Here is a 20,699-nt window from a genome sequence, read left to right as displayed (position 1 = left end):
CGGGTGGGCCGGGGTCATCGGCGGCATGCTGACCGTCGCGCTGATCGCGAGCGTCGAGAGTCTGCTCTCCGCGGTCGCGGTCGACCGGATGCACAACGGACCGCGCACCGACGCCGACCGCGAGCTGCTCGGCCAGGGCGCCGCCAACACCGTCTCCGGGTTCCTCGGCGGGTTGCCGATCACCGGGGTGATCGTGCGCAGCTCGGCCAACGTGCTGGCCGGGGCGAAGACCCGCGCCTCCACCGTGCTGCACGGCATCTGGATCGCCGTCTTCGCGATCGCGCTGATCGATGTCGTCGAGATGATCCCGCTCGCGGCGCTCGCCGGGCTGCTCGTCGTGGTCGGCGTGCAACTGGTCAAGCTGGCCGACATCCGTACCGCCCACCAGCACCGCGAGCTCGCGGTCTACCTGGCCACCGTGGCCGGAGTGCTCGTGCTCAACCTGCTGGAGGGCGTCCTGATCGGGCTCGTGCTGGCGGGTCTGCTGGTCCTGCACCGCGCGGTGCGGGCGCGGGTGCGGCTCGAGGAGCCCGGGGACGGCACGTCCGGACCGCTGCGCGTCGTCGTGGAGGGCACGCTGAGCTTCCTGTCCGTGCCCGCGCTGTCCCGCGTACTCGGCGAGGTGCCCGCCGGGACTCCGGTGCGCATCGACCTCATCGTCGACTACCTCGACCACGCCGCCTACGACCACCTCGCCGGCTGGACCGAGCGGCATCGCGCCACCGGCACCCGGGTACAGGTCTTCGAGCCGGGCGCCGCCGAGGCCGCCGAGCACCCGCGCCCCCGGTTCGCGACCTGGTCGCAGTGGCGCGGTGATGAGACGGCGTCCCCCCGTGCGCCGATGCTGGCCGGGGTCGCCGCCTACCACGAGCGGACCGCCGGGCTGCTCCGCCCGACCCTGCGCGAGCTGGCCGGCGGCCAGGACCCGTCCGGGCTGCTGCTGTCCTGCGCCGACTCCCGGGTGATGCCCAACGTGATCACCCACAGCGGCCCCGGCGACCTGTTCACGGTGCAGAACGTGGGCAACCTGGTGGCCGGGACGTCGGTCCGCGCGGCGGTGCAGTACGCGACGTCGGTGCTGCGGGTGCCGCTGATCGCGGTCGTCGGGCACTCCGGATGCGGCGCCATGCGGGGCCTGCTCGACGGCGTCCCCACCGACATGCCCGACGGCGCCCTCGGCGACTGGCTCAAGGCCGGCGCGCCGAGCCTGCAGGCCTACCGCGACGGCCACCCGGTGGCCGCGGCGGGCCTGCGCGCGGGGTACGGGGAGGCCGAGGCGCTGGCCATGGTCAATGTCGCGCTGCAACTCGACGTGCTGCGCGCCCAGGGTGTGGACGCCGAACTGATGGGGCTGTTCTTCGACATCCCCACCGCGCAGGTCCTGGTGTTCGACGCCGGGGCGAACGAGTTCCGGCCGCTCGACAGGGACACCCCGCTGGCCCCGGCGGGGCGGTAGCGCGCCGGCTCCTGTGTAGTGCAGGAAGGCCACGTTCACGCCGGGCGACGGCGCGAACGTGGCCTTCCTGCCACCGGGCGGATCGCGCGGGGCGACGTCACGTACCTCACGGGGCGGGGGAGCGCTTAGGGTCGGCGGTCGTGGACACCCCCGCACCGGCGGCGACGCCGCACCCGCTGGCCTGGCTGGACGACACCGCCGAGCGCCGCCGCGCGGCGGGGCTGCGCCGGGAGCTGCGTCCCCGCCCGGCCGACGAGCCGCTGCTCGACCTGGCCGGCAACGACTACCTCGGCCTCTCGCGGGACAAGCGCGTCGTCGACGGGGGTGTCGCGGCGCTGCGAATCTGGGGTGCGGGGTCGACGGGGTCACGGCTGGTCACCGGCAGCACCGAGTTGCACGCGCAGCTGGAACGGGAGCTGGCCGCCTTCACCGGCGCCGAGGCGGGTCTGGTGTTCTCCTCCGGCTACGCCGCGAACCTGGGCGTCGTCACCGCACTGTCGGGGGCCGGCGCACTCATCGTGTCCGACGCCGCCAACCACGCCTCGCTGGTCGACGCCTGCCGGATGTCCCGGGCCCGGGTCGCGGTCACCGCGCACAACGACGTCGCCGCCGTCGACGCGGTGCTGGCAGCGCGCACCGAGGAGCGCGCGATCGTCGTCACCGACAGCGTCGGCAGCGCCGACGGCGACCTCGCCCCGCTGCGCGCGCTGCACGCGGTGTGTCGGGCCCGGGGTGCGGTGCTCGTGGTGGACGAGGCGCACGGGCTCGGGGTCTGCGGCCCGGGCGGCCGCGGTGTGCTCGCCGGCGTGGGGCTGGCCGGCGCGGACGACGTGGTGTTCACCGTGACGCTGTCGAAGTCGCTGGGCAGCCAGGGCGGGGCGGTGCTCGGCCCGGCGGCGGTGATCGCGCACCTGGTGGACAGCGCACGCACGATGATCTTCGACACCGGCCTGGCGCCGGCCTGCGTGGGCGCGGCGCTGGCCGCGCTGCAGGTGCTCCGCGACGAGCCGGGGCGTCCGTGGGCGGTGCTCGCGGCCGCGGCGGCGATCGCCGCCGCGGCCGGGGTGGCGGCGCCGCCCTCGGCGGTCGTGTCGGTGGTGCTGGGCTCGCCGGTGGTGGCGTTCGACGCGGCCCGGCGCTGCGCGGAACTCGGGTTGCGGGTGGGCTGCTTCCGGCCCCCGTCGGTCCCGGAGGGGACGAGCCGGTTGCGGCTGACCGCCCGGGCCGATCTGGGCGACGCCGACCTCGACCGGGTGCGGGCCGTGCTCGCGACCGTGCTGGCGGAGGCCCGGTCGTGATCCTCGTTGTCACCGGAACCGGGACCGACGTGGGCAAGACCGTCGTCACCGCGGCGCTCGCGGCGCTCGCGGTCGCGCGGGGCGACCGGGTCGCCGTGCTGAAGCCCGCGCAGACCGGCGTGGGGCCCGACGAGCCCGGCGACCTCGCCGAGGTGCAGCGGCTCACCGGCGGGGGGATCACCACCGGTGAGCTGGCCCGCTACCCGGATCCGCTGGCCCCGGCCACCGCCGCCCGCCGGGCCGGCGCCGTCCCGGTGTCCCCCGCGGACGCCGCGGATCGGGCCGGAAAGCTGGCCGCCGATCACGACCTGGTGATCGTCGAGGGCGCGGGCGGCCTGCTGGTGCGGTTCACCGACGACCCGCCGGGCACGCTCGCCGACGTCGCCGCCGCCCTCGACGCGCCCGTGCTCGTCGTCGCCGCGGCCGGCCTGGGCACGCTCAACCACACCGCGCTCACCGTCGAGGCGCTGCACACACGCGGGCTCACCTGCGCGGGTGTGGTGGTCGGTGCGTGGCCCGCCGAGCCCGGCCTCGCCGCCCGCTGCAACCTCGCCGATCTGCCCGCCGTCACCGGGGTGCCGCTGCTCGGCGCCCTCCCCGCCGGGGCGGCGAGGCTGGGCCCACTCGATTTCGCCGAGGTCGCGCGTCACACCCTGGCACCCGAGCTCGGCGGGGAATGGCACACTCCCGGACCGTGACCACAACGCAGTCGGACATCCTCAGCACCGCCCGCACCCAGGTCCTGGAGAAGGGCAAGGGTCTGTCCGAGTCCCAGGTGCTGGAGGTGCTGCGCCTGCCCGATGACGCGCTGGACGAGTTGCTGGAGCTGGCGCACGAGGTGCGGATGCGCTGGTGCGGGCCGGAGGTCGAGGTCGAGGGGATCATCTCGCTCAAGACCGGTGGCTGCCCGGAGGACTGCCACTTCTGCTCGCAGTCGGGCCTGTTCGCCTCGCCGGTGCGCTCGGCGTGGCTGGACATCCCGATGCTGGTGGAGGCGGCCAAGCAGACCGCGAAGACCGGCGCCACCGAGTTCTGCATCGTGGCCGCGGTCCGCGGCCCGGACGAGCGGCTGATGACCCAGGTCGCGGCGGGCATCGCGGCGATCCGCGACGAGATCGACATCAACATCGCCTGCTCGCTGGGCATGCTCACCTCCGAGCAGGTCGAGGCGCTGGCCGCGATGGGGGTGCACCGCTACAACCACAACCTGGAGACGGCCCGCTCGCACTTCCCGAACGTGGTCACCACGCACACCTGGGAGGAGCGCTGGGAGACCCTGCGCATGGTGCGCGAGGCCGGGATGGAGGTGTGCTGCGGCGGGATCGTCGGGATGGGCGAGAGCCTGGAGCAGCGTGCCGAGTTCGCGGCGCAACTGGCGGCGCTGGAGCCCGACGAGGTGCCGCTGAACTTCCTCAACCCGCGCCCGGGCACTCCGTTCGGGGAGCTGGAGCCGATGGCGGGGCCGGACGCGCTGCGCACGGTGGCGGCGTTCCGGTTGGCGCTGCCGCGCACGATCCTGCGCTTCGCCGGGGGCCGGGAGATCACCCTGGGCGATCTGGGGGCGCGGCAGGGGCTGCTGGGTGGGATCAACGCGGTGATCGTGGGCAACTATCTGACCACGCTGGGCCGCCCGGCGGAGTCCGACATCGACCTGCTCGGCGAGCTGCAGATGCCGATCAAGGCCCTGAACGACACGCTGTGACGACTCCGGTGGCCGAGACCTCGCAGGGCGGTGCGGCGGCGGGCGCGTTCTGCGACCAGTGCGGGCGGCCGGCGGACGGCGCCGAGCATCCGCGGTGCACCGCGCGCCGGGAGCTGGAGCCGCCCCGGTACTGCCCGGACTGCGCGCGGCGCATGGTCGTGCAGGTGACGCCGGTCGGCTGGACGGCGCGGTGCAGCCGGCACGGCGAGCGCAGCTCGGCAGGGTAGCCGGGGCGCCCCGGCCCGGGCGGTTCCGCCGGGCCGCTACGGGACGATCATCACCTTGAGCGCCCGGCGCTCGTTCATCGCCGCGTAGCCCCCCGGGACCCCGTCGAGGTCCACGGTCCGGTCGAACACCCGTCCCGGTTCGAGGCGGCCTTCGAGCACGTCGGGCAGCAGTTCCTCGATGTAGGCCCGGGCCGGGGCGACCCCGCCGGACACCGTGATGTTGGCCATGAACACCGCCCGGCCCAGCGGGACCTGCTCGTACTGCGGGACGCCGACCCGGGCCACGGCGCCGCCGGGCCGAGTGATCGCCAGCGAGGTCTCGAACGCGTCGACCAGGCCGACGCACTCCAGGACGGAATGCACCCCGTCACCGCCGGTCAGCTCGCGTACCCGGGCCACCGCCTCGCCGCCGCGTTCGGTCACGACATCGGTGGCGCCGAACTCGCGTCCGAGATCCGTGCGCTCCTTGTGGTGGCCGAGCAGGACGATCTGCTCGGCCCCGAGCCGGCGGGCGGCCAGCACCCCGCACAGCCCGACGGCGCCGTCACCGACCACCGCGACGGCCGATCCCGCCCGCACCCGGGCGCAGACCGCGGCGTGGTGCCCGGTGCAGAACACGTCGGACAGCGTCAGCAGCGACGGGATCAGCGGATCGTCCGCGCCGACCGGCAGCGTCACGAGGGTGCCCTCGGCCAGCGGCGCCCGCACCGCCTCGCCCTGCCCGCCGTCGACGCCGCCGATACCCCAGCCCCCGCCGCGGCGGCAGGAGGTGTGCAGGCCCTCCCGGCAGAACTCGCAGGTGTTGTCGCAGTACATGAACGGTGCGACCACCACGTCGCCGACCGCCGGCCGGCCGACGTCCGCGCCGGTCTCGGTGACGACCCCGATGAACTCGTGGCCCATCCGCCGCCCGTGCGGATCGGGCTTCATGTGCCGGTACGGCCACAGGTCGCTGCCGCAGATGCAGGACCGCACGACACGCACGATCGCGTCGGTCGGTTCGTGCAGGACCGGGTCGGGCACCTCCTCGATCCGCACGTCGCCGGCGGCGTACAGGACGGTCGCACGCATGGGGCCTCCTCCTCACCGACGGTCGGTGACCGGGGGCGGTTACCCATCCGCCAAGCTGTCGCGCATGGCGAACTGGCCGAATCTGCTCAAGCGGGCCGTCACGATCGGGCTCGACCTGCTCTCGGAGTCGAACAAGGGCGGCCGGCGGGGCGGCACCGCCGCTCCGGAGCGCCCCGCTCCCCGCCGCTCGGAGCCGGACGGTCCCCGCCCGTCGGCTCCCGCTCGCGGGCCCGTGCGCACGGCGCCGGCCGCCGACCGCGCCATGACGGTCGTCTACGCGCCCGATCTGGACGGCGCTGCCGATCCGGGCGAGATCGTCTGGGCGTGGGTGCCCTACGAGGAGGACGCGAGCCAGGGCAAGGACCGGCCGCTGCTGGTGGTGGGGCGGCGCGGGTCCGACCTGCTCGGCCTGATGCTCTCCAGCCAGCACGACCGGGCCGGCGACCCGAACTGGGTCGGCATCGGGTCCGGCGCGTGGGACCGCCAGGGCCGTGCGTCGTTCATCCGCCTCGACCGGGTCCTGGAGGTCGGCGAGCACGACATCCGCCGGGAGGGCGCCGTCCTGGACCGCACCCGCTTCGACCGCGTCGCGGCCGAGCTGCGCACCCGCTACGGCTGGCGCTGACCCGCCGGATCAGTTGAAGCTGTGCTCGACGGCGAACGTCGTCATGGGGGCCGGGACGGCGCGCAGGTGGGTGAGCAACCCGGTCTCGCGCGCCATCAGCGCCCGGACCATCTTCAGCCGTGTCGTCGGGCAGGTCTGCTCGAGCAGCCGTTGCCGATCGCTCATCGGGAGCAGGCAGTCGGCGGCCAGCAGGTGCGAGAGGGTGTCGGGCGCGACGTCGTGCTCGGGCTCGGACCAGTCGTCGCTCTTCCACGCCGTGGAGCAGTAGCGCCGGTGCGCGGCCCGGGCGGCGGCCGTCAGTACCCGGGTCGTGTCCTCGGCCGCCGGTGTCGTCGGCTCGTCGGGCAGGAATTCGACGGCACCCATCAGGTACGGCTTGGACTCCGCGTCGAGCTCGAGCAGGCGGAACCGGCGGGCGCCGCGGGTCACGATGTCGAACCGGCCGTCGGGCAGCCGCCGCACGTCGAGCAGTTCGGCGGTGCAGCCGACGGTGTGCAGCCCGTCGATGCCGTGCTCGTCGGGGGCCCAGCCCTCACGCAGCGCGACGACCCCGAACTGCTTGCCCGGCACCGCACCGGTCACCAGGTCGACGGTCAGCTGGCGGTACCGCGGCTCGAAGATGTGCAGCGGCAGCGACGCACCGGGCATGAGGACCGTTCCCAGCGGGAAGAGAGGAAGGGTCGCGGCCACGGCGCCTACGTTACGACGGTTCGTCCCGGCTCGCCCGGCGGCCGCAGTACGGCGAACGCGTCGGTCACCCGGAGCGAACGATCGGCGAATCGGAACAGCGCGGCGGGTCGTCCGCCGGCCGGCCCGGGCGGGGCGACCTCCCCGGTCGGCTCCAGCAACCGGCGGCGGGTGAGCACCCGCTGCAGGTTGGTCGCGGAGACGGGATGGCCGAGCGCGGCGGAGTAGAGCTCGCGCAGTGCGGAGATCGTGAACTCGGCCGGGGCCAGCGCGAAGCCGAGGTTGGTGTAGGACAGCTTGGCCCGCAGCCGGTCCCGCGCGACGGCCACGATCTCGGCATGGTCGAAGGCCGTCGCCGGTAGCGAGGCGACCGGGTGCCAGGCGGTGTCCGCGGGAACGGCGGGGTCGGCGTCGGAGCGGACCAGGCCGAGGAACGCAGTCGCGACCAGCCGGTCGCCCGGTACCCGGTCGGGGTCGCTGAACACCGAGATCTGCTCGACGTGGGTCACCTCCCGCACGTCGACCTTCTCCGCGAGCTGGCGGCGCACCGAGGCCTCGACGTCCTCGTCGTCGCGCAGGCGCCCGCCGGGCAGGGCCCAGCGGCCGGGGTCGGGCGGCAGGGCGCGCTGCCACGCGAGCACCTTCAGGGCGCCGTCCCGGATCTGCAGCACGGCGGCGAGCACCTCGTGACCCGTCGCGCGGCTGCATCGCTGATCGGCACGGCCGGGCATGGCCGAATCGTATGCCCCGGGCGCACCGGGTCCCGAGCCCGCCACGGGCGGTGAACGCGCGACATCCCGGAACCGGACGAGACCTGAACGGGACCTGAGGTGAGGGTCACGGGAACGGTGCCGACCGGGCAGGCCTGCTGCTACGATCACGGTCGTTTTCGATCCATAGTCGAAAACATGGATGGAGGTCCAGCCCATGAGCCTGTCCCAGGTTCTCCCGGAGGTCCCGCCGGCCGAGCGCGCGCCCGACGCGGCCTGGGCCGACGAGGTCCGCGCCCTGGCGGAGCGCCGCAACGCGGTCGTGCTGGCGCACAACTACCAGGTGCCCGCGATCCAGGACGTGGCCCACCACGTGGGGGACTCGCTGGCGCTCTCGCGCATCGCGGCCGCCGCCGACGCCGACACCATCGTGTTCTGCGGGGTCCACTTCATGGCCGAGACGGCCAAGATCCTCGCTCCGGACAAGACCGTCCTCATCCCGGACGCCCGGGCCGGCTGCTCGCTCGCCGACTCGATCACCGCGGACGAACTGCGCGCCTGGAAGGCCGAGCACCCGGGTGCCGTCGTGGTCTCCTACGTCAACACCACCGCCGCGGTGAAGGCCGAGACCGACGTGTGCTGCACGTCGTCGAACGCCGTCGAGGTCGTCGAGTCGATCCCGGCCGACCGCGAGGTGCTGTTCCTGCCCGACCAGTTCCTCGGCGCGCACGTCCGCCGGGTCACCGGCCGGGAGAACATGCACGTCTGGGCCGGGGAGTGCCACGTGCACGCCGGCATCAACGGCGCCGAGCTCACCGCCAAGGCGGAAGCCGATCCCGACGCCGAGCTGTTCGTGCACCCCGAGTGCGGGTGCGCGACCTCGGCGCTCTACCTGGCCGGGGCCGGTGCGGTGCCCGCCGAGCGGGTCAAGATCCTCTCCACCGGCGGCATGCTCGACGAGGCCCGGGAGACCCGCGCGAAGTCCGTGCTGGTCGCGACCGAGATCGGGATGCTGCACCAGCTCCACCGGGCGGCCCCGGAGGTCGACTTCCGGCCGGTGAACGACCGGGCATCCTGCACGTACATGAAGATGATCACCCCGGAGGCGCTGCTGCGGTCGTTGCGCGACGGCACCGACGAGGTGCACGTCGATCCCGAGCTCGCCGCGCGTGGCCGGGCCGCGGTGCAGCGGATGATCGAGATCGGCCGGCCCGGGGGCGGCGAGTGACCCCCCGCGGTCCGCTCGCCGGTGCCGCGCCGTCGGCGTGGGAGGCGAGTGCCGACGTCGTGGTCGTCGGCAGCGGCGTCGCCGGGCTGACCGTCGCCCTCGACGTGGCCGAGGCCGGCCTGCGCGTGGTCGTGGTGACCAAGGACGCGGCCGACGCCGGGTGCACGCGATGGGCGCAGGGCGGCGTGGCGGTCGTGGTCGGAGACGTCCCCGGGGACTCCCTCGACGCCCACGTCGCCGACACCCTCGCCGCCGGCGGTGGGCTGAACGACCCGGCTGCCGTGGCCTCGATCATCGCCGGCGGCCCGGCCGCGGTCACCCGGCTGCGCGCCCGCGGCGCGGTCTTCGACCCCGACCTCTCCGGTCGGCTCGCGCGGACCCGGGAGGGCGGGCACTCCGCATTCCGGGTCGTGCACGCCGGCGGCGACGCGACCGGCGCCGAGGTCGAGCGGGCACTGGTCGCCGCCGCGACGGGCCGCGGGCTGCCGCTGCTCACCGGCCACGTCGCGGTGGATGCGCTGCGCGACGACACCGGCCGGGTCGCCGGTCTGGCTGTCCTCGACGATCGGGGCAGGCCCGGGGTGCTGCACGCCTCCGCGGTCGTGCTGGCCAGCGGCGGCTACGGCCAGCTGTTCGCGAGCACCACCAATCCCGAGACCGCGACCGGCGACGGCATCGCGCTCGCGCTGCGCGCCGGCGCGACCGCGGCCGACCTCGAGTTCGTCCAGTTCCACCCGACGGTGCTCCATCTCCCCGGGGCGCGCGGGCGCCGTCCGCTGGTCACCGAGGCGGTCCGCGGGGAGGGCGCGCTGCTGCTCGACCGGTCCGGACACCGGTTCATGCCCGGCGTGCACCCGCTGGCCGAGTTGGCGCCGCGGGACGTCGTCGCGGCTGCCATCACCCGGCGGCTGGCCGACACGGGCTCGGAGTGCGTCTGGCTCGACGCCACCCGGCTCGAGGGCTTCGCGGCCCGGTTCCCGACGGTCCTCGCGGCCTGCCGCGCGATCGGCGTCGACCCGGTGAGCGAGCCGATCCCGGTGACCCCGGCGGCGCACTACGCGTGCGGCGGCGTCGTCACCGATGTGGACGGACGCACCGACGTCCCCGGCCTGTACGCCGCGGGCGAGGTGGCCCGCACCGGTCTGCACGGGGCCAACCGGCTGGCGTCGAACAGCCTGCTGGAGGGCCTCGTCGTCGCGGCGAGGGCAGCCCGCGCCGTGGCGGCCGATCTGGCCGGGCCCCGTCCGGTCGCCGGAGCGGGCCGGATCCCGCCGCTCGTCGCGGGCATCGCCGAACGCTGGACCCTCCAGCGCGCGATGAGCACCGGTGCCGGGATCGGCCGGGACGCCGCGGGGCTCGCGGCCGCGTCCGACGCGGTCGAGGCCGCAACCGTGCTCGGGGCCCCGATCGACCGCGCCGGGGTGGAGGACTCCGCATTGACCCTGCTGGCCCAGGCCGTGCTCGCCGCAGCCGGCACCCGTACCGAGAGCCGAGGTTGCCACGTGCGCACCGACTTCCCCGATCGTGACGACGTCTGGCAGCGCGCCAGCCTCGTGGTCGGGCTCGACCCGTCCGGTGTCCCGGTCGTGCACTCCGAGCCCGCCGCGGTCGGTGCCGCATGACCGCCACGCTCACCGGCCCCGACCTCGACGACCTGCGCCGCGTCGTCGACACCGCGCTGGCCGAGGACCTGCGGTACGGCCCGGACGCGACGACCGCGGCCACCGTGCCCGCCGACGCCGTCGCGGTGGGGGAGTTCACCCCCCGCAAGCCGGGCGTGCTCGCCGGGCTGCCGGCCGCGCGGGCGGTGCTCGACACAGTCCTCGGGGCGGACGGCTACGAGGTGCTCGCCGCCGCGGCCGACGGCGACGAGCTGGTCGCCGGGGTACCGGCGCTCGTTGTGCGGGCGCCGGTCCGGGGCCTGCTCACCGCCGAGCGGACGGCGCTCAACCTGCTGTGCCACCTCTCCGGGGTGGCCACCGCGACCCGGGCCTGGGTCGACGCCGTCGCCGGCACCCGTGCCGCGATCCGGGACACCCGCAAGACGCTGCCGGGGCTGCGGCTGCTGGAGAAGTACGCCGTGCGCTGCGGCGGCGGGGTGAACCACCGGCTCGGCCTCGGCGACGCCGTGCTGATCAAGGACAACCACGTCGCCGCGGCCGGATCGGTCGGCGCCGCGCTGGCCGCGGCCCGGTCCCTCGCGCCGGATCTGCCCTGCGAGGTGGAGGTGGACTCGCTGGCCCAGCTCGACGAGGTGCTCGCGCTGGACGCCGAGCTCGTGCTGCTGGACAACTTCTCCGTGGCCGAGACCCGGGAGGCCGTCCGCCGCCGGGGGGAGTCGGCGACGCTGCTGGAGTCCTCCGGCGGGCTCGTGCTCGCGAACGCCCGCGAGTACGCGCACACCGGCGTCGACTACATCGCCGTCGGCGCCCTGACCCACTCCGTGACCGCCCTCGACCTCGGCCTGGACCTCCGGCCCCGGTGAGCGGCGCGAAGCGAGGTGGCGTCACTCCAACGATTACCCTGAGGACCATGCTCCATCGCACCGATCTGCGTTCCACCGGACTGCCCGGTCCCGCCGCGCTCCGGGCCGCGCTCCCGCGCGCCGAGGTCGACGTGGACGCGGTGCTGCATCAGGTGCGCCCGATCGTCGACGCGGTCCGCGAACGCGGGGTCGACGCGGTGCTGGAGTTCGCGGAGCGGTTCGACCGGGTCCGCCCGAGCGCGGTCCGGGTGCCCGCGCAGACCCTGCAGGGCGCGCTCGCCGCGCTGGACCCGGCCGTGCGCGAGGCCCTGGAGACCTCGATCGAGCGCGCCCGGAAGGTCCACGCCGACCAGCGCCGCAGCGACATCACCACCCAGGTCGTCCCCGGCGGCACGGTCACCGAGCGGTTCGTGCCGGTCCGCCGCGTCGGGCTCTACGCGCCGGGCGGGCTCGCGGTCTACCCGTCGTCGGTGGTGATGAACGTGGTCCCGGCGCAGGCCGCGGGCGTCGAGTCGCTGGTCGTGGTCTCGCCGCCGCAGGCCGAGCACGGCGGGCTTCCGCACCCGACGATCCTCGCCGCCGCCGCGTTGCTCGGGGTCGACGAGGTGTGGGCGGTCGGCGGGGCGCAGGCCGTCGCGCTGCTGGCCTACGGCGGCACCGACACAGACGGCGCCGAGCTCGAGCCGGTGGACATGGCCACCGGCCCGGGCAACATCTATCTCACCGCCGCCAAGCGGCTGCTCCGTGGGCTGATCGGCATCGACTCCGAGGCGGGCCCCACCGAGATCGCGGTGCTGGCCGATCACACCGCCGACCCGGTGCACGTGGCCGCCGACCTGATCAGCCAGGCCGAGCACGACCCGAACGCCGCGTCGGTCCTGGTCACCACCTCGCCGGAGCTCGCGGACGCCGTCGACGCCGAGCTGGAGCGGCAGATCCCGCAGACCAAGCACGTCGAGCGGATCCGCACCGCCCTCGGTGGCCGGCAGTCCGGCACCATCCTCGTCGCGGACCTCGATGACGGAGTCGATGTGGTCGACGCCTACGCCGCCGAGCACCTGGAGATCCAGACCGAGGACGCCCGCGCCGTCGCCCTGCGGGTGCGCAACGCCGGGGCGATCTTCATCGGCCCCTGGGCGCCGGTCTCGCTCGGCGACTACTGCGCCGGTTCCAACCACGTGCTGCCCACCGGCGGGTGCGCGCGCCACTCCGGCGGGCTGTCGGTGCAGACGTTCCTGCGCGGCGTGCACCTCGTCGAGTACACCGAGGACGCGCTGCGGGACGTGGCCGGCCAGGTCGTCACGCTGGCGGCCGCGGAGGACCTGCCCGCGCACGGGGCCGCCGTCACGGCGCGGTTCGCCAAGTGACCGCCGTCGAGGAGACCGTGGTCGGCTCGGACGTCACGCTCGACGCGCTCCCGCTGCGCGACGACCTGCGTGGCAAGAGCCCCTACGGCGCCCCCCAGCTCGACGTCGCGGTGCGGCTGAACACCAACGAGAACCCGTACCCGCCGCCGCCCGAGCTGGTCGCCGACGTGACCGCCGCGGCCGCGGCCGCAGCCGCCGACCTGCACCGCTACCCCGACCGCGACGCCGTCGCGCTGCGCGCCGACCTCGCCGCCTATCTGACGGCCGACACCGGGGTGCCGCTGACGACCGCGAACCTGTGGGCCGCCAACGGGTCCAACGAGATCCTGCAGCAGGTCATGCAGGCGTTCGGCGGGCCGGGACGTCTCGCCGTCGGCTTCGAGCCGTCCTACTCGATGCACCCGATCATCGCCGCGGGCACTCGCACCGAGTGGCTGCCCGCGCCGCGGCGCGCCGACTTCGCGATCGACGTCGACGCCGCAGCCGCGCTGCTCGCCGAGCGGGCCCCCGACCTCACGTTCCTGACCAGCCCGAACAACCCCACCGGGCAGTCGCTGGAGCCGGACGAGCTGGCCCGGCTCATCGACGCCGCGCCCGGCATGGTGGTCGTCGACGAGGCGTACGCCGAGTTCTCCGACCGGCCCAGCGCGGTCACGCTGCTCGGCACGCACGGGCACAAGCTGATCGTGTCCCGCACGATGAGCAAGGCGTTCGCGTTCGCCGGGGGGCGGCTCGGTTACCTGGCCGCCGCACCCGCCGTCGTCGACGCCCTGCAGCTCGTCCGGCTGCCCTACCACCTGTCGGCGCTCACCCAGGCCGCCGCGCGGGCGTCGCTGCGGCACGCCGCGGCGACGCTCGGGTCGGTCGCGCTGCTGCGCGCCGAGCGGGACCGGGTGGTGTCCGAGCTGGCCGCCGCCGGCTACGACGTGGTGCCCAGCGACGCGAACTTCGTGCTGTTCGGCCGCTTCGCCGACGCCCCGCGCGCCTGGCGGGCGTTCCTCGACCGCGGAGTGCTGATCCGCGACGTGGGCATCCCGGAGCGGCTGCGGGTCACGATCGGCACGCCCGAGGAGAACGACGCGTTCCTGCAGGTGGCCCTGGAGATCAACGCGGAAACCAACGCAGACGTCGCAGCTGAGGAGATCGTGAAATGAGCCGCATCGGCCGCGTCGAACGGGTCACCAAGGAGTCGAAGGTCCTGGTCGAGATCGACCTGGACGGGACCGGGATCACCGAGATCTCGACGGGGGTCCCGTTCTTCGACCACATGCTCGACGCGCTGGGCAAGCACGGCGCGTTCGACCTGACCGTCCGCGCGGAGGGCGACGTCGAGGTGGACGTCCACCACACGGTCGAGGACGTGTCGATCGTGCTCGGCCAGGCGCTGCGCCAGGCGCTGGGGGACAAGAAGGGCATCCGCCGGTTCGGCGACGCCTGGATCCCGATGGACGAGGCGCTGGCCCAGGCCGTCGTCGACGTGTCCGGGCGGCCCTACACGGTGCACACCGGCGAGCCCGAGATGATGACCGGGTTCGTGGTCGGCGGGCACTACCCCACGGTGCTCAACCGCCACGTGTTCGAGTCGCTGGCCTTCCACGGCCACCTCGCGCTGCACGTGCGCGTGCTCGGCGGCCGCGACCCGCACCACATCACCGAGGCCGAGTTCAAGGCCGTCGCGCGGGCGCTGCGCGCGGCCACCGAGCCGGACGCCCGGATCACCGGGATCGCGTCGACCAAGGGCACGCTCTGAGTGCCTGCCGGTAGCGCAGTAGCCCGACCAGCTGCAGCGGTGGTCGTGACCACCGGCCCGGAGGCGTACCGCCGCCCCGACGGGATCGCCGTGGTGCCCGCCGCGCTGCTCGGTCCCTGACCGGCTCGCGGCTGAGCTGACCGAGTGGTCAGCAGCAGCGGGCGGTGGACTCCGGCGCGCCACCTCGCCCTGCACGGCGAAGCAGCAGCTGACCTCCTCCTCGGTGGCCGTCGCGAGGCCCGCGCCGATGAGGTGGTCCGTCGCTGCCCGGACCTCGTCGGCGCCCTCGACCTCGACACCGAGGTGGTTGAGGCGGTCGGCGGCGTCCGGGTTCTCGATGAGCACGAGCTCGAGCGGGGGCTCGTCGGTGTACCGGGGCCGGCGCTTGGCCGGACCGCGGGCCGACCGGCGGACGTGGTGAAGGTCACCGAGAGCCGGACGGCGCCGTACCTCGTCTCGCGCGGGCCTGGTGGCGGCCTGGCCCCGGCCCCGCCCGTGACCGAGGTGACCCGTTCGGGCAGGCCGTGGATCCCCGGTCACGGCGGTCGGTGTGTCTATCCTGGCCTCGTGTCGCGGATCGTCGTGCTGGACTACGGATCGGGCAACCTGCGCTCCGCGGAACGGGCGTTGCGCCGCGTGGGCGCCGACGTCACGGTGACCGCCGACGCCGACGCCGCGGTCGAGGCGGACGGCCTGGTGGTGCCCGGTGTCGGCGCGTTCGCCGCCTGCATGGCCGGGCTGACCTCGGTCGGCGGCCGGCGGATCATCGAACGCCGCCTCGCCGGTGGCCGGCCGGTGCTCGGGATCTGCGTCGGGATGCAGATCATGTTCGACCTCGGCGTCGAGTGGGGCGACCGCACGGAGGGCTGCGGGCAGTGGCCCGGGACGGTCGAGCGGCTCAAGGCCGACGTGCTGCCGCACATGGGCTGGAACACCGTGCGCGCGCCCCGTGGGTCGACGTTGTTCGCCGGGCTCGACGCCGACACCCGCTTCTACTTCGTGCACTCCTTCGGGGTGCGGCGGTGGGAGATGGAGGTCTCCACGGTGATGCGCCCGCCGCTGGTCACCTGGGCGCACCACGGCGAGGACTTCGTCGCGGCGGTGGAGAACGGCGCGCTGTCGGCGACGCAGTTCCACCCGGAGAAGTCCGGTGACGCCGGCGCGACGGTCCTGCAGAACTGGCTGCGCGACGTCGTCGGCTGAGCCCGGCCGCCACCGTGAGGTGAACACCAGCGCACTTCGACCATGAATCGGCGGCACCGGTGGCCCTCTCACGTCGCTCTCACGTCGCTGCGTCCCCGCTCAGGGGCCGGTGGGCCCTCGGTCGCGGAGTTCCCGGCCGTCGGACGGCGCTCCCGTCACCGTCGGTAGGCTGCGGCGCGTGAGTTTCACCTTGCTTCCCGCGGTCGATGTCGCCGACGGTCAGGCCGTGCGCCTCGTTCAGGGGGAGGCCGGCACCGAGACCGGTTACGGCGACCCCCTCGAGGCTGCCCTGGCCTGGCAGCGTGACGGCGCCGAGTGGATCCACCTGGTCGACCTCGACGCCGCCTTCGGGCGGGGTTCGAACGCCGAGCTGCTCGCCGGTGTGGTCGGCGAGCTCGACGTCGCCGTGGAGCTCTCCGGCGGCATCCGCGACGACGCCTCGCTGCAGCGCGCCCTCGCCACCGGCTGCGCCCGGGTGAACCTCGGCACCGCCGCACTGGAGAACCCCGAGTGGTGCGCCCGCGTGGTCGGTGAGCACGGCGACCGGATCGCCGTCGGTCTCGACGTCCGGATCACCGAACAGGGCCACCGGCTCGCCGCCCGCGGCTGGACCACCGACGGTGGCGACCTGTGGGAGACCTTGGCCCGCCTCGACCGCGACGGCTGCGCCCGGTACGTGGTCACCGACGTCAGCAAGGACGGCACGCTGCGCGGCCCGAACACCGAGCTGCTGCGTGACGTCGCGAACGCGACGACCGCGCCGGTGGTCGCCTCCGGCGGCATCGCCGAGGTGTCCGACCTGGTCGCCCTGGCCGAGCTCGCCGCGACCGGGGTCAACCTGGAGGGCTCGATCGTCGGGAAGGCGCTGTACGCAGGCCGTTTCACGCTCCCCGAGGCGCTCGCGGCGGTCCGCGCGGTGCCCCGGGGCGGCGCGGCAGCGGGCCGGGCGGCCGGCTGACATGGGGGTCGCGGTCCGCGTCATCCCGTGCCTGGACGTCGACGCCGGCCGGGTGGTGAAGGGCGTCAACTTCGCCGATCTGCGCGACGCCGGGGACCCGGTGGAGATGGCCGCCGTCTACGACCACGAAGGCGCCGACGAGCTGACCTTCCTCGACGTCACGGCGTCCTCGGGCGGCCGCGAGACGATGTTCGACGTGGTCCGCCGCACCGCCGAGCAGGTGTTCATCCCGCTCACCGTCGGTGGGGGCATCCGCAGCACCGACGACGTCGACCGGCTGCTCCGCGCGGGTGCGGACAAGGTCAGCATCAACACCGCCGCGATCGCCCGCCCGGAGCTGCTGCACGAGGCGGCCCGCCGGTTCGGGTCGCAGTGCATCGTGCTGTCGGTCGACGCCCGCCGGGTCCGCGACGGCGAGCCCACCCCGTCCGGGTTCGAGGTGACCACACACGGTGGCCGCCGCGGCACCGGGATCGACGCCGTCGAGTGGGCCGCGCGCGGCCAGGAGCTGGGCGTCGGGGAGATCCTGCTGAACTCGATGGACGCCGACGGCACCCGGGCCGGATTCGATCTCGAGATGATCCGCCAGGTGCGCGCGGTGGTCGACGTCCCGGTGATCGCCAGCGGCGGCGCCGGGAAGGTCGAGGACTTCGTGCCCGCCGTCCGGGCCGGTGCCGACGCGGTGCTCGCCGCGAGCGTGTTCCACTTCGGCGCCCTGCGGATCGGCGAGGTCAAGGACGGCCTGCGGGCCGCTGACGTGGAGGTCCGGTGAGCGGGTCATCGGCGCCGAGCGAGCTCGCGAGCGGCCGCGTGGGGCGATCCGAGCTGGACCCGGCGATCGCCGCCCGCCTCAAGCGCAACGCCGACGGCCTGGTCTGCGCGGTGACCCAGCAGCGGGGCACGGGCGAGGTGCTGATGGTCGCCTGGATGGACGACGAGGCGCTGCACCGCACCCTGACCACCGGACGGGCGACGTACTGGTCGCGCAGCCGTGCGGAGTACTGGGTCAAGGGTGACACCTCCGGCCACGTGCAGCACGTGCACGAGGTCCGGCTCGACTGCGACGGCGACGCGCTGCTCGTCGTCGTCGACCAGACCGGTCCGGCGTGCCATACCGGCACCCGGACCTGTTTCGACACCGACGTCCTGCTGGCCTCCGACGACGCCTGACCAGGACCCTGACGCCGTCCGATGCCGGCGCCGGGCGAGGCGGGTCGACGCAGGTCCACCCGCGTCGGACACGGTCGGGGCGGGACGAGCAGCGCGGCGGGTCCCTCCGTCCGCCGTTGACGGACGCGCGATGATCGCGGTGTGAGTGCGTGTCCGATCGGCCTGCTGCTGGTCGACGACGAGGATCTCGCCGGCGCCGGCCTGCGCGCCATCCTCGACGCGGAACCGGACATGGCGGTGCTCGGGGAGACCGGTGACGTGGCGGAGGTCCCCGGCCTGGTGCGCCGGCTGCGCCCGGACGTGGTGCTGATCGACGTCCGGACCAACGCGGTGGACGGCATCACCGCCACCCGGCACCTGCTGGGCGTGGACGATCCGCCCCGGGTGCTGATCCTCACCACCTTCGGCAACGACGGGCACGTCTACGACGCGCTCCACGCCGGCGCCGCCGGATTCGTGCTCGAGCGGGCCCGGCCGGTGGAGATCGTCCGGGCGGTGCGCACCGTCGCCGCGGGGGAGGCGCTGCTGTTCCCGGCGGCGGTCCGGGATCTCGTGGCGACCCGTGGCCGCTTCGACGGGGACGGGCTGCACGACGCCGGGCTGACCGACCGCGAGACCGAGGTGCTCCGGCTGGTGGCCCGCGGCCTGTCCGACACCGAGATCGCCGCCGACCTCCTGCTCGGGGTCGAGGCGGCGACGACCCACGTCGGGGAGGTGCTGACCAAGCTGGGCGCGCGGGACCGCACCCAGGCGGTGGTCACCGCATACGAGTCGGGCCTGCTGGATCCCCGGCGCCCCGTCTGAGGCCGGCTCAGCGGCCGGGCGCCGTGTACACCGTCACCCGCTCCGCGGTGGCGGTCACCAGCACGCCCCCGGCCGGATCCGCGGCGAGCGCGTCGACCGCGCCGGGCAGCCGGCCGCTGCCCGCTGCGCCGGTGGCGGGATCCAGGACGACGACCGTGGCGCCGTCGGCGACGAGCCGGCGTCCGCCGGCGGCGGCGGTCGCCGGTGTCCCCGCCGGTGCCGCAACGCCCACGTCGGCCCAGTTCAGCTGCCAGCCGGGGGTCCCGTCGGACAGCCGCCGCGCGAGCAGCCCGGAACGGGGTTGCGCGGACGTGGACCGGTCGAGCACCGCGAGGTCGCCGTCCACCCAGCCGAACCCGGGCGCCCGCAGCGCGCCGTCCGTCGCCACGGACCAGGCCTCGGTGCCGTCGGCCGCGCTCAGCCCGGCCGCCCCGGCGGCGGTCGCGGCGACGACCCGGCCGGGCACGCCGAGCAACGGCCGCGGATCCTCCGGCGACCCGGACGACCCGGGCGAAGGGGTGCGCCAGCGCTCCGCTCCGGTGGCCAGGTCCAGCGCGACGAGGCCCGTATCGCCGGGCAGCGCGACGACCCCGCCCGCGCCGGGGCTGAGCACCGGTGCGCCGTCCCCGCGGGCCGGCACCTCCGTGCGCCAGCGCTGCCGCCCGTCGGCCGTGCCCAGGGCCGTCACGGTCGCGGTGCCCCCGGCGCGTTCGACGAGGACCACGGTGTCCGCGCCGTCACCCAGGACGTCGACGAGACCGGGTGCGCCGGCCGACAGCCCGGCGCACCAGAGCACCTGTCCGTCGGTCTCGCGGAGACCGGCCAGCTCTCCGCTGCCGTCCCGGGCCCCACCGGTGACCACCGCGACGCCCTGCTGGGCGAGCACGATGCCGGTGCTGCCCAGCCCGGGCGCGGTGCGCTGCCAGCGGGCGACCCCGGTCGACGGGTCGTGCGCGCGCAACACGGAGCCGTCGGCACCGCGGTCCAGCAGGAGGACCGTGTCCCCGGTCGCCGCCGCGGCGGCGAGACCACGGCCCGTGACGGCGACGCTCCAGGCCGGGGTCACGGGCAGGCCCGCCGTCGTCAGCGCCGCGGCGGCGGTCCGGTCGGCGTCGCCGGGCGGGCCGGCGGGTGCGGCCGGACCGGCGTCGCCGCCGCTCGCGCAGCCCCCGAGCGTCCGGTAGGCCACTGCCGCGCCGACGACGAGGGTGATCATCACTGCGACCAGGATCAGCGCCACCGCGGCCGGTCGGTGGCGTCCCGGCACCTGCTGGGTCAACCGAGCTCTCCGGTCAGGTAGCGCTGCAGGCTCGGCGCGATCGTCGTGACGACGGTCTGGTGGTCGGCCGAGGCCAGTGGTTCCAGGCGGAGGACGTACCTGATCATGCCGAGGCCGATGATCTGGGTGGCGCACAGTGCCGCGCGCAGGTCCGGCCGGTCGGGAGCGACCTCGCGGATGAAGCGGCCCAGGATCACCCGGGCGACGAACTCGCGCATCATCCGCGCGGCCTGCTCGTGCCCGGCCACGCTGCGGATGAGTGCGGCCAGCGGCCCGCCGCCGGTCGCGTCCCAGACCCGCAGGAACATCGCGATGATGCGCTCGCCGAGCTGCTCGGGATCGCCCGGGAGGACCTCGGCGAGGATCGCGTCGGGGTCCATGGGCAGGTCCAGCGAGGCGGTGAACAGCCGCTCCTTGCCGCCGAACCAGTGGTTCACCATCGCGGCGTCCACGCCGGCGCGGTCGGCGATCCGCCGGACGGTGGCACCGTCGAAGCCGCGCTCGGCGAACTCCACCCGGGCCGCGGCCAGCAGCGCGCTGCGGGTGTCCTCGCCGGCCGGGCGGCGGCCTCGCCGGCGGGCCGCCGGCCGGGTTTCGCTCACGAGGTCATCTTCCTCGCCCCGCGGCGCCCGGGCACCGGGGGTGTGCGGGCCGACAGGCTGCGCCACACGGGTGGCGC

Annotated in this window: 22 protein-coding genes; 17 read left to right on the top strand and 5 right to left on the bottom strand. The window is 75.0% G+C overall.

The window, feature by feature from the left end:
* From HF519_RS32385 to bsaP, 5 genes are all read left to right on the top strand, one after another.
* The coding region (locus tag HF519_RS32385; protein ID WP_169413518.1) for a carbonic anhydrase at positions 1-1,456 on the top strand (1,456 nt) is incomplete at its 5' end.
* A gap of 140 nt (positions 1,457-1,596) precedes the next feature.
* Entirely contained in the window at positions 1,597-2,754 is a 1,158-nt protein-coding gene (locus HF519_RS14780; protein ID WP_169413517.1) for an 8-amino-7-oxononanoate synthase, read from the top strand.
* Positions 2,751-3,452, top strand: coding sequence for a dethiobiotin synthase (bioD, locus tag HF519_RS14775; RefSeq protein WP_169413516.1), 702 nt, complete (start codon positions 2,751-2,753; stop codon positions 3,450-3,452). Before HF519_RS14780 ends, bioD begins: the two co-directional genes overlap by 4 nt.
* Complete coding sequence (bioB, locus tag HF519_RS14770; RefSeq protein WP_169413515.1) at positions 3,431-4,456, top strand: biotin synthase BioB; 1,026 nt, start codon at positions 3,431-3,433, stop codon at positions 4,454-4,456. Before bioD ends, bioB begins: the two co-directional genes overlap by 22 nt.
* On the top strand, positions 4,453-4,683 hold the full coding sequence (bsaP, locus tag HF519_RS14765; RefSeq protein ID WP_169413514.1) for a biotin synthase auxiliary protein BsaP: 231 nt from the start codon (positions 4,453-4,455) through the stop codon (positions 4,681-4,683). The genes bioB and bsaP overlap by 4 nt, the downstream gene beginning before the upstream one ends.
* 36 nt (positions 4,684-4,719) lie before the next feature.
* Here the strand turns inward: bsaP and HF519_RS14760 are convergent, their stop codons facing one another.
* A complete protein-coding gene (locus tag HF519_RS14760) occupies positions 4,720-5,754 on the bottom strand; it encodes a zinc-binding dehydrogenase (RefSeq protein WP_169413513.1) in 1,035 nt (344 codons plus the stop codon).
* Between the two features lie 64 nt (positions 5,755-5,818).
* On the opposite strand from HF519_RS14760, the gene HF519_RS14755 reads away from it, so the two are divergent.
* The gene (locus tag HF519_RS14755; RefSeq protein WP_169413512.1) at positions 5,819-6,379 is read left to right on the top strand and encodes a type II toxin-antitoxin system PemK/MazF family toxin; all 561 of its coding nucleotides are present in this window, start codon (positions 5,819-5,821) and stop codon (positions 6,377-6,379) included.
* A 9-nt stretch (positions 6,380-6,388) separates the two neighbouring features.
* Here the strand turns inward: HF519_RS14755 and HF519_RS14750 are convergent, their stop codons facing one another.
* Both HF519_RS14750 and HF519_RS14745 read right to left on the bottom strand, forming a co-directional pair.
* Positions 6,389-7,069, bottom strand: coding sequence for an LON peptidase substrate-binding domain-containing protein (locus tag HF519_RS14750; protein WP_169413511.1), 681 nt, complete (start codon positions 7,067-7,069; stop codon positions 6,389-6,391).
* Positions 7,070-7,074: 5 nt separating this feature from the next.
* Entirely contained in the window at positions 7,075-7,797 is a 723-nt protein-coding gene (locus tag HF519_RS14745; protein WP_169413510.1) for an NUDIX hydrolase, read from the bottom strand.
* Positions 7,798-7,993: 196 nt separating this feature from the next.
* On the opposite strand from HF519_RS14745, the gene nadA reads away from it, so the two are divergent.
* The 11 genes from nadA to HF519_RS14690 all read left to right on the top strand — a co-directional run bounded on the left by nadA (position 7,994) and on the right by HF519_RS14690 (position 18,741).
* Complete coding sequence (nadA, locus tag HF519_RS14740; protein WP_169413509.1) at positions 7,994-9,004, top strand: quinolinate synthase NadA; 1,011 nt, start codon at positions 7,994-7,996, stop codon at positions 9,002-9,004.
* A complete protein-coding gene (locus HF519_RS14735; protein ID WP_169413508.1) occupies positions 9,001-10,626 on the top strand; it encodes an L-aspartate oxidase in 1,626 nt (541 codons plus the stop codon). Before nadA ends, HF519_RS14735 begins: the two co-directional genes overlap by 4 nt.
* Positions 10,623-11,489, top strand: coding sequence for a carboxylating nicotinate-nucleotide diphosphorylase (gene nadC / locus HF519_RS14730; RefSeq protein WP_169413507.1), 867 nt, complete (start codon positions 10,623-10,625; stop codon positions 11,487-11,489). Before HF519_RS14735 ends, nadC begins: the two co-directional genes overlap by 4 nt.
* A 47-nt stretch (positions 11,490-11,536) precedes the next feature.
* On the top strand, positions 11,537-12,856 hold the full coding sequence (gene hisD / locus HF519_RS14725; protein ID WP_169413506.1) for a histidinol dehydrogenase: 1,320 nt from the start codon (positions 11,537-11,539) through the stop codon (positions 12,854-12,856).
* Positions 12,853-14,010, top strand: coding sequence for a histidinol-phosphate transaminase (locus HF519_RS14720; RefSeq protein WP_312860116.1), 1,158 nt, complete (start codon positions 12,853-12,855; stop codon positions 14,008-14,010). The genes hisD and HF519_RS14720 overlap by 4 nt, the downstream gene beginning before the upstream one ends.
* Complete coding sequence (hisB, locus tag HF519_RS14715) at positions 14,007-14,606, top strand: imidazoleglycerol-phosphate dehydratase HisB (RefSeq protein ID WP_169413505.1); 600 nt, start codon at positions 14,007-14,009, stop codon at positions 14,604-14,606. The genes HF519_RS14720 and hisB overlap by 4 nt, the downstream gene beginning before the upstream one ends.
* 567 nt (positions 14,607-15,173) lie before the next feature.
* Positions 15,174-15,809, top strand: coding sequence for an imidazole glycerol phosphate synthase subunit HisH (gene hisH, locus HF519_RS14710; protein WP_169413504.1), 636 nt, complete (start codon positions 15,174-15,176; stop codon positions 15,807-15,809).
* Positions 15,810-15,987: 178 nt separating this feature from the next.
* On the top strand, positions 15,988-16,767 hold the full coding sequence (gene priA / locus HF519_RS14705) for a bifunctional 1-(5-phosphoribosyl)-5-((5-phosphoribosylamino)methylideneamino)imidazole-4-carboxamide isomerase/phosphoribosylanthranilate isomerase PriA (protein ID WP_169413503.1): 780 nt from the start codon (positions 15,988-15,990) through the stop codon (positions 16,765-16,767).
* Position 16,768: 1 nt separating this feature from the next.
* A complete protein-coding gene (gene hisF, locus HF519_RS14700; RefSeq protein ID WP_169413502.1) occupies positions 16,769-17,539 on the top strand; it encodes an imidazole glycerol phosphate synthase subunit HisF in 771 nt (256 codons plus the stop codon).
* Positions 17,540-17,577: 38 nt separating this feature from the next.
* On the top strand, positions 17,578-17,937 hold the full coding sequence (gene hisI / locus HF519_RS14695; RefSeq protein ID WP_169413523.1) for a phosphoribosyl-AMP cyclohydrolase: 360 nt from the start codon (positions 17,578-17,580) through the stop codon (positions 17,935-17,937).
* A 141-nt stretch (positions 17,938-18,078) separates the two neighbouring features.
* Positions 18,079-18,741: a response regulator transcription factor gene (locus HF519_RS14690; protein ID WP_169413501.1), complete on the top strand. Its 663-nt coding sequence runs from the start codon at positions 18,079-18,081 to the stop codon at positions 18,739-18,741.
* 7 nt (positions 18,742-18,748) lie between these two features.
* Here the strand turns inward: HF519_RS14690 and HF519_RS14685 are convergent, their stop codons facing one another.
* Both HF519_RS14685 and HF519_RS14680 read right to left on the bottom strand, forming a co-directional pair.
* Entirely contained in the window at positions 18,749-20,020 is a 1,272-nt protein-coding gene (locus HF519_RS14685) for an outer membrane protein assembly factor BamB family protein (protein ID WP_169413500.1), read from the bottom strand.
* Positions 20,017-20,622, bottom strand: a complete 606-nt coding sequence (locus HF519_RS14680) for a TetR/AcrR family transcriptional regulator (protein ID WP_169413499.1) — start codon at positions 20,620-20,622, stop codon at positions 20,017-20,019. Before HF519_RS14680 ends, HF519_RS14685 begins: the two co-directional genes overlap by 4 nt.
* Positions 20,623-20,699: the final 77 nt, after the last annotated feature.

It is taken from the genome of Pseudonocardia bannensis (assembly GCF_012911875.1).
Taxonomy (GTDB): domain Bacteria; phylum Actinomycetota; class Actinomycetes; order Mycobacteriales; family Pseudonocardiaceae; genus Pseudonocardia; species Pseudonocardia bannensis.
This window is presented reverse-complemented; position numbering and strand designations above follow the sequence as displayed.

What these genes read in the sequence shown, in the direction of transcription:
- bioB (WP_169413515.1), top strand. Translation starts at nt 3,431, where the DNA reads ATGGCACACTCCCGGACCGTGACCACAACGCAGTCGGACATCCTCAGC.
- HF519_RS14760 (WP_169413513.1), bottom strand. Translation starts at nt 5,754, where the DNA reads ATGCGTGCGACCGTCCTGTACGCCGCCGGCGACGTGCGGATCGAGGAG.
- HF519_RS14755 (WP_169413512.1), top strand. Translation starts at nt 5,819, where the DNA reads ATGGCGAACTGGCCGAATCTGCTCAAGCGGGCCGTCACGATCGGGCTC.
- HF519_RS14745 (WP_169413510.1), bottom strand. Translation starts at nt 7,797, where the DNA reads ATGCCCGGCCGTGCCGATCAGCGATGCAGCCGCGCGACGGGTCACGAG.
- nadA (WP_169413509.1), top strand. Translation starts at nt 7,994, where the DNA reads ATGAGCCTGTCCCAGGTTCTCCCGGAGGTCCCGCCGGCCGAGCGCGCG.
- nadC (WP_169413507.1), top strand. Translation starts at nt 10,623, where the DNA reads ATGACCGCCACGCTCACCGGCCCCGACCTCGACGACCTGCGCCGCGTC.
- hisD (WP_169413506.1), top strand. Translation starts at nt 11,537, where the DNA reads ATGCTCCATCGCACCGATCTGCGTTCCACCGGACTGCCCGGTCCCGCC.
- hisB (WP_169413505.1), top strand. Translation starts at nt 14,007, where the DNA reads ATGAGCCGCATCGGCCGCGTCGAACGGGTCACCAAGGAGTCGAAGGTC.
- hisF (WP_169413502.1), top strand. Translation starts at nt 16,769, where the DNA reads ATGGGGGTCGCGGTCCGCGTCATCCCGTGCCTGGACGTCGACGCCGGC.